This is a genomic window from Peribacillus frigoritolerans, assembly GCF_001636405.1.
GTDB classification, from domain to species: domain Bacteria; phylum Bacillota; class Bacilli; order Bacillales; family DSM-1321; genus Peribacillus; species Peribacillus frigoritolerans.
The window spans coordinates 728,207-741,320 of sequence record NZ_KV440950.1; the positions used below are offsets into that span (position 1 = coordinate 728,207).

General features: G+C 42.9%; 12 protein-coding genes and 1 pseudogene. 7 read left to right on the forward strand and 6 right to left on the reverse strand.

Annotated features, from left to right (window positions below; genetic code table 11):
- Window positions 1-197 precede the first annotated feature (197 nt).
- Window positions 198-1,040: an alpha/beta fold hydrolase gene (locus tag A6755_RS03530; RefSeq protein ID WP_063589787.1), complete on the reverse strand. Its 843-nt coding sequence runs from the start codon at window positions 1,038-1,040 to the stop codon at window positions 198-200.
- A 296-nt stretch (window positions 1,041-1,336) separates the two neighbouring features.
- On the opposite strand from A6755_RS03530, the gene A6755_RS03535 reads away from it, so the two are divergent.
- Together A6755_RS03535 and A6755_RS03540 are read left to right on the forward strand one after the other, a co-directional pair.
- Entirely contained in the window at window positions 1,337-1,837 is a 501-nt protein-coding gene (locus A6755_RS03535; RefSeq protein ID WP_034310292.1) for an Lrp/AsnC family transcriptional regulator, read from the forward strand.
- Complete coding sequence (locus tag A6755_RS03540; RefSeq protein WP_034310296.1) at window positions 1,834-3,003, forward strand: aminotransferase; 1,170 nt, start codon at window positions 1,834-1,836, stop codon at window positions 3,001-3,003. The genes A6755_RS03535 and A6755_RS03540 overlap by 4 nt, the downstream gene beginning before the upstream one ends.
- 158 nt (window positions 3,004-3,161) lie before the next feature.
- Here the strand turns inward: A6755_RS03540 and A6755_RS03545 are convergent, their stop codons facing one another.
- Together A6755_RS03545 and A6755_RS03550 are read right to left on the reverse strand one after the other, a co-directional pair.
- Window positions 3,162-3,515, reverse strand: coding sequence for a helix-turn-helix domain-containing protein (locus A6755_RS03545; protein WP_063589788.1), 354 nt, complete (start codon window positions 3,513-3,515; stop codon window positions 3,162-3,164).
- A 140-nt stretch (window positions 3,516-3,655) separates the two neighbouring features.
- The gene (locus tag A6755_RS03550) at window positions 3,656-4,999 is read right to left on the reverse strand and encodes a sodium-dependent transporter (protein ID WP_053536716.1); all 1,344 of its coding nucleotides are present in this window, start codon (window positions 4,997-4,999) and stop codon (window positions 3,656-3,658) included.
- Window positions 5,000-5,343: 344 nt separating this feature from the next.
- On the opposite strand from A6755_RS03550, the gene yugI reads away from it, so the two are divergent.
- A complete protein-coding gene (gene yugI, locus A6755_RS03555) occupies window positions 5,344-5,748 on the forward strand; it encodes a S1 domain-containing post-transcriptional regulator GSP13 (protein ID WP_034310304.1) in 405 nt (134 codons plus the stop codon).
- Between the two features lie 135 nt (window positions 5,749-5,883).
- On the opposite strand, the gene A6755_RS03560 is transcribed toward yugI, so the two are convergent.
- Window positions 5,884-6,117: a DUF378 domain-containing protein gene (locus A6755_RS03560; RefSeq protein WP_034310308.1), complete on the reverse strand. Its 234-nt coding sequence runs from the start codon at window positions 6,115-6,117 to the stop codon at window positions 5,884-5,886.
- Between the two features lie 203 nt (window positions 6,118-6,320).
- Here A6755_RS03560 and A6755_RS03565 point away from each other — a divergent pair, with 203 nt between their 5' ends.
- The 3 genes and pseudogenes from A6755_RS03565 to A6755_RS27475 form a co-directional block, all read left to right on the forward strand.
- A complete protein-coding gene (locus A6755_RS03565) occupies window positions 6,321-7,484 on the forward strand; it encodes an iron-containing alcohol dehydrogenase (protein WP_063589789.1) in 1,164 nt (387 codons plus the stop codon).
- A 147-nt stretch (window positions 7,485-7,631) separates the two neighbouring features.
- Complete coding sequence (locus tag A6755_RS03570) at window positions 7,632-8,978, forward strand: glucose-6-phosphate isomerase (RefSeq protein WP_034310314.1); 1,347 nt, start codon at window positions 7,632-7,634, stop codon at window positions 8,976-8,978.
- A 233-nt stretch (window positions 8,979-9,211) separates the two neighbouring features.
- Window positions 9,212-9,603: pseudogene (locus tag A6755_RS27475) on the forward strand (cytochrome c biogenesis CcdA family protein); the annotation flags it as partial.
- Between the two features lie 363 nt (window positions 9,604-9,966).
- On the opposite strand, the gene A6755_RS03585 reads toward A6755_RS27475, so the two are convergent.
- Window positions 9,967-11,247: a M20 family metallopeptidase gene (locus tag A6755_RS03585; protein WP_063589792.1), complete on the reverse strand. Its 1,281-nt coding sequence runs from the start codon at window positions 11,245-11,247 to the stop codon at window positions 9,967-9,969.
- A 416-nt stretch (window positions 11,248-11,663) separates the two neighbouring features.
- Between A6755_RS03585 and A6755_RS03590 the strand changes: the two genes are divergently transcribed.
- A complete protein-coding gene (locus A6755_RS03590; protein ID WP_063589793.1) occupies window positions 11,664-12,068 on the forward strand; it encodes a YugN-like family protein in 405 nt (134 codons plus the stop codon).
- Here A6755_RS03590 and A6755_RS03595 read toward each other — a convergent pair.
- A complete protein-coding gene (locus A6755_RS03595; protein WP_063592414.1) occupies window positions 12,065-13,057 on the reverse strand; it encodes a potassium channel family protein in 993 nt (330 codons plus the stop codon). The genes A6755_RS03590 and A6755_RS03595 overlap by 4 nt on opposite strands.
- Window positions 13,058-13,114: the final 57 nt, after the last annotated feature.

The window sequence follows — 13,114 nt, forward strand, 5'->3', positions numbered from 1 at the left end:
ATACCCATAGTTTGTTCAGTTAACTGATGGTTTGTGCAGTATACTCGTGAATTTCAGTGATTTACCCGTGAGATTCGGCGATTTATTGGTGAATTGTGCTTTTACTCGTAAGTTTGTGCAGTATACTCGTGAATTACAGCCATTTACTCGTGAATTTCGCCCATTTACTCGTGAATTACAGCGATTTACTCGTGAGTTTACGTTGGGGTGGCTACTCCAATAAACCCCTTAATTAGTTGATACACTTCTTCAGGTTTCTCCTCTGGAAGAAGGTGCCCGGAATCCTCAATGACAACAAGCTCGGAATTGGGCAGATCATCATGGAGCCTTTCGCCGATACTCAATGGCACCACTCGATCATGTCTTCCCCAAATAAGCAGGCATGGTGTATGAATATAACTAAGGTCCTCCTTCAGCAAATCGATTTCCTTATCTCGAAGCATCCTTCCCAATGCCCGGAAAATATCATGCTTCTTTATGAATGGCCCGAGATATCCCTGCCGCATTTCATCGTCGATCATCGCCGGGTCATGGACGACATTTTTCAAGTTCTTTTCGATACCTGATTTTTGCAGATACCGTTTTATCCCGTATGAAAAGAAAGGCAGGTAACTGACCATTTTCATTTTTTCCGAATAGCCGGGCTGATAGCCTGAGCCGGCAAGTAGAATGGCATGGTCGACAAGATCAGGATATGACTTGATGAGCTGCAGGGAAATCTGCCCGCCCATGGAATGGCCGATGATACTGAATTTCCTGATGCCTTTTCCCTCCAGGAACATAACGACGGATTTAGCGATGTTTCGGAATGAATATGTATATCGATAATCTTTTCCGCTTTGCCCGAATGGCGGGAGGTCTATGGAGATCACATTGTATTCCTTGATTAAATGGGGGACTAATTTACGGAAACTGAAGCTCGATGACAAAAATCCGTGAAGCAGGACAAGGGTGGGGAGAGAATCATCGATTCGGTCATATTCAAAATAGATTTCGATATTCCCTACCCGTTCGAGACCTTTGATTGTATGACTTTCCATATAAGCTCCTCCTCCATTGTGATAAAAACCCATATTACCCTGAATACTCCAAAAAAGGTCCTATAATACTGTTGCATAACAGTAATTGTAATAATAACGATGAAAAAAGACAATTACTATAACAGGTCACCAGCCAATTTTGATATAATAGTGTAAGTTTATCCTGACAGCATAGGACTTATTAAATTATATTGTCATATAGGTTTTTTAAAAAGTCTAATAAGGTAATTCGTGAGACTATCTGCCAGCCAAACCATTACAGCTAAATTAGTGAATTCCAAAAGGGGGGTTTTCCAATGCACTTGAATGAAGAGGAATTGGAAGTCTTGAGAATCATTGAAAATAACAGCCGGATTGATCTGAAGGATTTGGCTAAAATGACCGATCAATCAGATTCGGACATTGAAATAACATTGAAGAAATTGGAAGATATGCGGGTCATTGTACGTTACTTAACAGTCATCAACTGGGCTAAAGTGGATGAATACCATGGTGTCACAGCGATGATCGATGTAAAGGTCACTCCAAAACGCGGCGTCGGTTTCGATGATGTTGCAAAAAGGATTTACAAATTCAAAGAAGTCGAGTCCGTTTATTTAATGTCTGGGGCTTATGATCTTTCAGTCATTGTCGAAGGGCGTTCGATGAACGAAGTGGCAAGCTTCGTTTCGGAAAAACTTTCGACACTGGATTCCGTCATTTCTACGACGACTCACTTCATAATGAAAAAATACAAGCATGATGGCACCATTTTTGATCAAACTGAAGAAGATAAGCGGATAGTGGTGTCACCATGATTAAAACGAGTTATGTTTCAAAAACGATTGCAGAGCTTAAGCCATCAGGCATCCGCCGCTTTTTCGACTTGGCAGCCAATTTGGAAGGGGTCGTCTCGCTTGGTGTAGGTGAACCGGATTTCGTTACATCTTGGGCGGTAAGGGAAGCGGCGATCAACTCCCTGGAGGAAGGATATACCTCATATACGGCCAATGCCGGATTATTTGAATTAAGGTCGGAAATCAGCCGGTATATGGAGAAGCAGTTCCATGTTTCGTATAGACCGGATGATCAAATCATTGTCACGGTCGGAGCAAGCCAGGCCCTCGATATTGCCCTGAGGACCATCTTGAATCCAGGTGAAGAAGTCATTGTCGTCGAACCTTGTTTCGTCGCCTATGCACCGCTTGTGACCATGGCAGGGGGAATACCGGTCACGGTCCAAACATCCAAGGAAGAAGACTTTAAGCTGACTCCCCAACAACTCGAAGCGGCGATCACGCCTAAAACGAAGGCCGTTTTAATCTGTTCACCGAATAACCCGACGGGAACCCAGCTTGGGCAGGAAGAATTAGTGATGCTTGCTGACATCGTTAAAAAGCATGACTTGCTGGTGATTTCCGATGAAATCTATGCCGAACTTGCTTATGATGAGGAATTCACTTCTTTTGCTGCCGTTGACGGCATGCTTGAGCGGACGATTGTCATCAATGGGTTTTCGAAAGGGTTTGCGATGACAGGGTGGCGTCTTGGGTTCGTTTGTGCACCTAAGGAAATTTCCGAAGCGATGCTTAAGCTTCACCAATATGCGATGATGTGCGCGCCGACCGTTGCGCAGCATGCTGCATTGGAAGCTTTAAAGAACGGTATGCAGGATGTGGAAGAAATGCGTCGGAGTTATCGGAGAAGACGAAATTATATCGTGAAATCATTTAACGATATGGGGCTGGATTGCCATAATCCCGGCGGGGCTTTTTATGCTTTTCCATCAATCGAGAGAACGGGGATGACTTCGATGGAATTTGCTGAAAAACTTCTGACGGAAGAACTTGTTGCCGTTGTACCGGGAGATGTGTTCGGGGAAAGCGGTGAAGGTCATATCCGCTGTTCTTATGCATCCTCCATGGAACAGCTTCAGGAAGCACTCAGAAGAATGGAACGTTTCATGAAGAATCATTGCCAATAAAAGCAAAAAAATAGGGATCCGGCCATTAGCAGCCGGATCCCTTTCCATAGGGGGAATTAGAAAAAAGAGTTAATCTAATAGATTAACATAGAAAGTGTTAATCATAGTATATCCAGTACCCAGAAAAAAAATACACATACTACGACCCATTTTTTGAATTAAGCTTGTGTTTTATATAAAGTATGCATAACTTTCAGAATTTGTTCTTCGCTAAAGTCCTTGGCTGTTCTTAGAATGAGCTCAGTTTTTTTGGTTCCGATTTCTTCAATCAATTTTTTTATGTCCTCGTCGATACCAGCGGCGTTACCGGTCTGGGCATCCTTCAGGAATTCTGAAGCCGGAATGTCAAGAACGGTGGAAAGACGTAAAATGGTTTGTGTATCAGGAACCGATTCACCCGATTCATACTTTTCGATTTTCTTCGTGCCGATTCGTAATTTCAAAGCCAGTTCCTGTTGAGTTAGGTTGTGATCTTCTCGGTATTGACGGATATTCTTCGCGATATTTGACATGGTCAGACACTCCTTTTTCAGGAAATATATTTTTATTATGTAATTATTTTACCATATTATTACTTAAGTGAAGGAACGGAATATGTAGGTTTTGTGAAAAAAATGCCGCATCGAGAAATATCGAAACGGCATGTTGAATGTTAAATGAGATTAGTTGACTTAAGGAATACGAGTATGATCATGATCGGCACGATGTAGCGAATCAGGAAGTACCAAAGTTTAAAAAGTGATCGGCCGGGATCAGCGCCAGTTTCGAACTCCTTTTGTACCTCGATCCTTTTCATTTGATAACCGATGAAAAGGGATATGAACAAGGCGCCGACTGGCAGCGCGATATTGCTTGTCAGATAATCCGCGAAATCGAATATGGATAAATTGAAAATCTTCACATCCGAAAGCACCCCAAAGGACAATGCGCTAGGAATCCCAATCAGGAAAACGGTGATACCAGCTATCCAAGAGGCCTTCTTCCGTTTTGCGGAATCCCCCTTGATCATGGCTGCAACGACGATTTCGAGAATGGAGAATGCTGTCGTAAGGGTGGCAAATAATAATAATATGAAGAAAATGAACATGAAGATCCCGCCAAGCGCCATTTCATTGAAGACGGCAGGCAACACGACAAATACCAGTCCAGGCCCGCTTGAAGGGCTGAAGCCCAGTGCGAAAACAGCCGGGAAGATGACCAAACCTGCCAGCAAGGAAATGAAGATATTCAGTCCAACTACAGAAAAGGCCGATTTTGTAATATCTTCTTTTTTACTTAAATAGGATGCGTAGGTTACCATCACGGAAACACCGACACTTAGTGCAAAGAAGGATTGGCCGAGTGCCAATAGGATCGTTTCCCCTGTTAATGCGGAAAAGTCCGGTTTCAAGAAGAATTTAACACCTTCCATTGCCCCATCCAGAGTCAAGGATCGGATAAGAAGGATGATGAAAAGAATGAACAATGAAGGCATCATATATTTATTAGCCTTTTCAATTCCCTTGGAAACGCCGCCTTGCACGACCCAAATGGTAAAGACCATGAATAATAACTGAGCGATGACCGTTTCATAAGGATTACTGATTATCGTATTGAAGAAGTTCCCATATTCCTCTTGCGTCAAGTTTGAGAGGGAACCTGTAAAGCTCCTTGCTAAATAGGAGATGATCCAGCCTCCAACAACACTGAAGAAGGAAAGAAGGATGATTGAAGCGACGACACCGCCATATCCAATCAATGCCCAAGGCTTTCCAGGGGCGATATGTTTATATGCGCTAATGGCATCTTTCTGTGCATTGCGGCCAATCGTGAATTCCGCTATTAATATCGGTGCCCCGATAAGCAGGGTGAATATAATGAAGAGCAGGAAAAAGACCCCACCGCCATTTTCCCCAGTCATATACGGGAGCTTCCAGATGGCGCCCAATCCGATAGCGGATCCCGCGGCTGCCAGGATGAACCCAAGTTTTGAAGTCCATTGATCTTGTTTTGACATGATGGAAAAACTCCTTTAGATGTAAAGAATATCTAGCTGTATATTATTTTTTTTAAAACATTTTCTCATCTTACTATGATTAAGGGCAATTGGATAGGTTTAATATTACAATCTTTAGAAAAATGAGTAAATATCTTAAGGGAAATAGGGGTTATTTGCAAATTTTTAGGTTAAGTTATATACAAAGATCTTATAATATTTATTATTTCCAAAAAACAAACATTTTTAATGAGTAAAATCCCAAAAAGTATGGTATACTTAACTTTGATTATTTTCCAATTATGTGATATAATTTTTTATTGCGTGAAAAGACGAAAAAATATATATAAAATAGGAGTGTTACCATGTCTGAAAAATTCGAAATTGGTGCGGTAGTTGCTGGTAAAGTTACTGGTATTCAACCATACGGTGCATTTGTTGCTTTAGATGAATCAACTCAAGGTTTAGTTCATATTTCTGAAATCACTCACGGCTTCGTTAAAGATATTAACGAACATTTAAAAGTGGGCGATGAAGTGAAAGTTAAAGTTCTTTCCATCGATTCAGCTGCTGGAAAAATCGGCTTATCGATCCGCGCTACAGAAGAAGCTCCTGAGCGTACTGAAGCTCCGAAAAAAGCTCCGAAAAAACGCCAAGCATCTGTTAAAGCGACATCTCACATCGAATCTACTGAAGGTTTCAACACATTGAAAGACAAACTTCAAGAGTGGATTGAACAATCTCAACGCGAAGACTTAATCAAAAAATAATTTTTTAGAACCGGCAGATCCTCGATCAGCCGGTTTTTTTTGTCCTGGGGCACATGAAGAAATAAAGCCGGGTCATGTGTTTATCCATGGTCCGGCTTTATTTTATAGAACCTAACATTGTCGATGATCAAGATCTCAGCGAGTCGGTTTGGTTTCAGGCTCCCTGGAAATTTCAGGACTTGGTTTAAAGAGAAGACCAAGATTAATGAGACCTGCAATTCCAACCAATCCATAAACGATACGGGCCATTCCGGCATCTTGCCCTCCGAAAATCGAAGCGACCAAGTCAAATTGGAAAAACCCTATTAATCCCCAGTTGATTGCCCCGATTATAGTAAGAACAAGTGCAATTCTTTGTATTCCACTCATTGTACAGCCTCCTTTTTTTTGAAAAAATCAGTTCTTTACTTATCATGCATTTTCAGCATGTAAATATACATCCACCCAAAAGTTAGGGCGGATATTTTGTATTTAAATGGAACATTGGTCATAATGAATAAAAGAAAAACTAGCACTTGGCCCTGTCGTTCATTCGAAAACGGAGTCAATGTGGCATTAAAGGAGAGATACCATTGGAGAATTTCACATATAAAAATCCTACAAAAGTAATTTTCGGGAAAGGTCAGCTTGAAAGCTTAAAAACTGAAATTCCCGCCTATGGCGATAGAGTTTTACTTGTATATGGCGGGGGGAGCATAAAGAAAAATGGCTTATATGAAAAAGTGATCAATGCCTTGAAAGAGATCGATGCAGAGGTGCACGAACTTTCCGGAGTTGAACCGAATCCACGCATCTCAACAGTCCGGAAGGGTGTTGACCTTTGTAAAGAACATGGGATCGACTTTGTCCTTGCGGTTGGAGGGGGAAGCGTTATAGACGCTACAAAGGCCATCGTTGCAGGTGCTAAATATGAGGGTGATCCATGGGATCTTGTCATTAAGAAGTCACCAGTCGAAGAGGCCCTTCCATTCGGAACGGTGCTGACTTTAGCTGCAACAGGCTCTGAGGCGAATTCCGGATCTGTCATAACAAACTGGGAAACGAAAGAGAAATATGGATGGGGAAGTCCATTGGTATTTCCGCAATTCTCCATTTTGGACCCTGAAAATACTTTTTCAGTACCAAAAGACCAGACGGTATACGGAATGGTCGATATGATGTCACATGTATTCGAAACGTACTTCCACCCGGAAACGCATGCACCGCTGCAAGACCGTTTTTGTGAATCTCTGTTATCGACGGTGATTGAAACGGCACCTAAACTATTGGAAGACCTGGAGGATTATGAGCATCGGGCCACTATCCTGTATGCCGGAAACCTAGCCTTGAATGGGTCGCTTGGGGTTGGTTACAGCGGTGATTGGGCAACGCATAACATTGAACATGCCGTTTCAGCTGTTTATGACATCCCGCATGCAGGAGGATTGGCCATCTTATTCCCGAATTGGATGAAGCATGTGCTCCATGAAAATGTCGCACGATTTAAACAAGTTGCAGTCCGTGTATTCCATGTAGATCCGGAAGGTAAAACGGATGAGGAAGCGGCCCTTGAAGGCATTGAAAGACTTAGGTCATTTTGGAGCAGCTTAGGGGCGCCGACCAATCTTTCGGATTATGGCATCGATGACTCACAATTGGAAGTCATGGCTGATAAAGCGATGAGCAGAGGGGAATTTGGACGATTCAAAGTCCTGAACCGTGAAGATGTCCTTGCCATTTTACGGGCTTCCTTATAAACAAGTGATATGATCCGATCTCCCTCCTTGCCAGGTGGGAGATTGCTTTATATGCATAATTCGTTATTTACTTGATCGATTTCTTGATTATGAGAATTACATCAGATAAAGTGAAAGGGAAACTAAAGAATTCAAGGAGGAATTTGAATGGCCCATATTCGTTTCGATTATTCAAAAGCCCTGCCGTTTTTCGGGGAGCATGAAATTACCTATCTACAGGATGCTGTAAAAGTGGCACACCATTCCCTGCATGAGCAGACAGGGGCAGGCAATGAATATCTTGGCTGGCTTGATTTACCCGCCAATTATGATAAAGAAGAATTCTCAAGAATCAAAAAAGCGGCCGCGAAAATAAAAGAAGATTCAGAAGTGCTGCTGGTTATCGGAATCGGTGGATCATATCTGGGAGCACGGGCAGCAGTTGAGATGCTTCAACATAGTTTTTATAACATTCTACCTTCGGATAAAAGGAAAGCACCGCAAATTTTATTTGTCGGTAATAATATAAGCTCTACATATATGCAGGACGTGATGGACCTATTGGAAAATAGGGATTTCTCGATCAACGTCATCTCTAAATCCGGTACGACCACGGAGCCTGCACTGGCCTTCAGGATTTTCAGGAAACTGCTTGAACAAAAATACGGCGTTGAAGAAGCTAAGAGCCGCATTTATGCTACGACTGATAAAGAGAAGGGCGCATTAAAAACGGTAGCAACGGAGGAAGGTTTCCAAACTTTCGTCATTCCTGATGATGTTGGCGGACGTTACTCGGTCTTAACGGCTGTAGGGCTGCTTCCGATTGCTGTCAGCGGGGCGGATATCGATCAAATCATGGAGGGAGCCGAGCGTGCCAGGGCCGACTTCAGTTCTTCCGAGCTAGGGGAGAATCAGGCATACCAATATGCGGCGGTTCGGAATATCCTTTACAATAAAGGGAAAACGATTGAAATGCTGATAAACTATGAGCCTGGACTTCAATACTTCTCTGAGTGGTGGAAACAGTTATTTGGAGAAAGTGAAGGGAAGGATCAAAAAGGGATATTCCCTTCATCGGCTAACTTCTCGACTGACCTGCATTCATTAGGGCAGTATGTCCAGGAAGGACGGCGTGATCTTTTTGAAACGGTCATCAAAGTCGATAAGGCCCGACACGAAATCTTGATTGAAGAAGCGTCCAATGACTTGGACGGCCTGAATTACCTAGCAGGTGAAACGGTGCAATTCGTGAATAATAAAGCATTTGAAGGTACGCTGTTAGCCCATACGGACGGCGGCGTTCCCAACCTGATCGTAACGGTTCCTCAGCTCGATGCTTATACTTTTGGCTACCTTGTATATTTCTTCGAGAAAGCTTGTGCAATGAGCGGTTATTTACTGGGTGTAAATCCATTTGATCAGCCTGGAGTGGAAGCCTATAAGGTGAACATGTTTGCTCTTTTAGGCAAGCCGGGTTATGAAAAGAAAAAAGCGGAGCTCGAACAGCGCTTATAATATAAAAGGCATCAAGCCGGAATAACATCCGGCTTGATGCCTTTTTTTTGTTGAACGCCAAAGGGTAAGAATAAACGACACTGGATCGAAAATGAAAGTGGGGGGTGATTAGTATCGAGGAGCTAGAGAAACTGTGAACGGTTCCCCGGTCCGCAAGAAGCCTGCCTGCCGGATGGAAAGAAGAAGATGTAAGATGCTAAAACAAGACAAAATCAAAACTGGAGGAAATCATATTGGGAGACTTAAATATTTTTATATCTTTTGGTGCTGGGGTTTATCCTTTATTTCTCCTTGCTGTTTGCCCGTATATCCTGCCTTTTTATCTTATATTACAGGATTATCAGTTACAGAATTAAAAGAAGATAATAACAAATTAAATAGCAGGCCAATTTTATTTACGATCTCTTTTATGAATACATTGATTTAATTAGACAAGTAGGTGCATTTTGATAATTGTTTTTGGTTTAATGATTATTGGGGTTTTTCAACCAAAATTCTTAATGATGGATAAAAATCGCCCATCCGATAGATAGGTTCTATTTTAATTGGGATAGGATATGCTGCTGTTTGGACTCCTTGCATAGGACCCATATTAGGGGCCGTTGTAACCCTTGGTTTGTCTACAGGTCAGATGTTAAAATACAAAAAGTGAACCTGACTAAAAAAGAAGGCAAAGAATTATTAAAAAAAATCCTAGTTCATTCAGAGAAAAAAGGAATTCCCACTTTTCCCAAAAAGAAAAAAGCCTGAAGCGGTTTTACTGCTCCAGGCTCTTTTTTTAGCTTTTGGTCTTCATGTAAATTTGAAACAAAGTTTGATCAAAACACGCAATAAATATATCTAGTTTAGCATTGAACTAAAGAATTAATACCAACGAGTATATAAATATTCCCACCAATGACCACCACCATATACACCTTGAAAGAGAACATTAGCAGTAGCGCGTGCAGTATACCCTGCACCTGCATAAAGTTTAGTGAAAATAGATTTAAAATGACCTAAGATACTTGACTGCAGTCTCAGCATATATCTCGGCAGATTCTATTAAGTTCTCCACTGAAACCCGCTCATCGTACCCATGGATAGTGTGTTCCAGCCCAGGACCGTAAAGGACGGTTTCAATGCCATGGCGCCGGAAGTGACTGGCATCACTTGAACCAAGCAAAAGTACGCTGAAGACGGGTTCCTCCATTCCAAGGACACGCTGGATTCCCAGTTCCATGGCCCTCACAATTGTACGATCCTCTAAGGTCCAGTTCGGGTTAGTACAGGGTACCATTGGCTCTACAACCGCACCTGGCGCTACAGCACAAACAAGATTCCTAGCGATATCAAGTACAAACTCGGGCTTCATACCGAATGGAACTCGGGTATCCACTTTAATGATACACTTGTCTGCGACGACGTTTACATTTGTTCCGCCCTGGATTACACCTGGATTGTAAGAGGGACGATAAAGTAACTGTGACAGTAAGGGATTTCCTAGACTCTGAGATAGGAGCCACTCAGTATTGTACAAAAGTTGACAAGGCTCTGACGGAGGCGTTGACTTGAGCTCCCATAGCTTGGTTAGTGCTTCGACCGCAGCTGCCCCTCTTCGTACGGCGGAGATTCCATAAAGCGGTTGTAGGCTGCCATGATCTGTCTGACCTGGTATGATCACCTGCATCCATGCCTTGCCCTTTTCACCGGCATTCGGATGGTAGCGGTCCGTTGGTTCACCAATCAGACAAGCATCACCCTTAATCAATCCTTGATCCAGGAGCGAGGCCACCTCAATGCCGCCAGTTTCTTCATCCGGAGAGGCAATAACTCCTAGGCTACCTTTCAAATTAAGGGTGGGGGCGAACTCCTGAAGTAGTCCAGCCACAAAAATCAGTGATGCCAAGCCTCCTTTCATATCGGAGGCTCCCCTACCCAAAAGCATACCTGCTCTGACTTCTCCTGAGAAAGGATCGAAGGTCCAATGTGAACAATCGCCTGCAGGTACGACATCTGTATGCCCACAAAATAGGAGCCGTGGACCAGGTACCCTGGTTAAGGGAGCATCACAGACCACGGTAACCAGCGCATTTTCGCTACGGCGGTGCTCGGTAATCAAGAACCCTTTTGCTGCTAGGTATCGGCTAATATGGCGTCCCATTTCTGCTGACCGCTTCTTAAACTCGGGCGATGGATTTTCAGATGGAATTCGAATAAATGAAGCAGCAAGTTCGACTAATTCCTGTTGCCTTGACCTTATCAGTTGCCGGATTATTCTGGTACTCATATAAATACATCCCCTCCATGTCCAGCATTAGCCGCAATATTTCTATACCTATTCTATGTGCTGTTCCTAGTTCATATTTCTGAGGTTAAAAGTGGGGAATTTAAAGTCTCGTTCAATGCTATAGTTAAACTCAATGAGCCAAAGAGCCAAAGTTATATATGGGCAGCGTCAGGAAAATGTGCTTAAAGTTGTAAATCCGCATTTTCCTGACGCTACCAGCAGAAGATCCAGTAATTACGAATGGAGGAGGGGGAGGGAGCGACGAAGCTGAAATAAAAGCGTAAGGAAAGCTTGGAAATCAGTGAGGAAGCCAATCTTCCTTTATGCCTGATCAAGGGGGCAATAGAGTCGTTCCAGGTTTTTTTTTAGGCGCTTTGGTTAAGCTAATAGAAAATTAGCGAAAGAGGTTTTATACAATGATTAAAATTTCTTCTCAGTTGGAAGGGAAAACATTCGGTTTGTTCGATCTGGAGACAAAGTTAAAACCGGAAGGATATGCAATAGGCGGGGGATGGGATTATGACCACGGGTCTTTTGATTATAAGATTGATGACAGTGATGGCTACCAATTCTTGCGGGTCCCTTTCAAGGCTGTTGATGGTTCACTCGATCAGGACGGGGTAATGGTCGAACTCTTACAACCGTTTTTGTTATCTCATAAGTACGAGGACGGGATTGATGATGAAGGAAATATCGGAAACCTATCCGCTTCCTTCAATCAGTTTGCCGAGCCTGAAAATCCGGATGCCGAATTTCCGGAAAACTATATCTCATTAGGAAAAACGCTTGTCCGTAATCTGGAAAAGCTTTTATTAGATTAATCATCAATGATGATTAGAGTGTCATCACGATGGATGATTACATCTCCGGGGGGCTTGATTAAGGTCTTGCCTCCTGAAATGATGCCGACCAATAAAATGTTTTGATCGAATAGCTTAACGTTCAGCTGTTTGAACGTCAATTCCGCCCAGTCATCCTGGATGGGCAGCTGTTTGAGGCTCAATCCATCCAGCTCATTTTGTTCTTTGGCTTCCGTTATGATCCCCTTCGATAAGCACTCCTGCATATATTCACTCGCGAATTTATTCGTTTCGACTATACCGTCCGCCCCAGCCCGTAAAGCATTTTCCTTTTGTTCATGCGTCAATATTTCCACAAGACAATACACATGCGGATTCAGCCCTTTGACGGCAAGTAACGTTAAAATCGAGAACATATCCGTTTGCAGCTCGTCCTGCTTAAGGTCAGCCGTAATAAGGACGCGAATGGCTTGCTTAATATTGGCTTTCTGCAAAACGGAATCCAATGTAGCCTTTCCTTGGATAAAGTGGATATTCGTTCGTGGAAGCGGGTGCTTTTGCAGTGTATCATCGATAAGGACAATGGATTGATGGTGCTTACGATCATGGATGTTTTGGATGATTCTCTTGGAACGGCCATTCCAGCCCACAATGATAATATGTCCGCCGCCGCCGAATACTTTCTTTCCTGTTAGAAATTGCTGTTCATTGGATATGGAAATTTTAGCGATGTACGCAAAATAAGAAGTAATCAGGCCGGCCCCTGACAAAATGAGGACCATCCCAATGATTTTGCCAAGATTGGTCACGGGAGTGAAATCTCCATAGCCGACCGTTGACATCGTCACGATTGCCCACCAGATGCCATCAAGTAAGGTGGGAAATCTCTTCGGCTCCACAATGTGGATCAAGACCCCGAATGAAAGTAAAAATAATGCGATGATGGAAAGCAATCTGATGAAACGCGGAAATCTGGGAACGGTACTGATGTATGGACCGATTCGAATCATTATTTTCACACCCTTTGAGCTGTTCCTTATAGTATGGTCAAAAAAGGCATGGCTCAT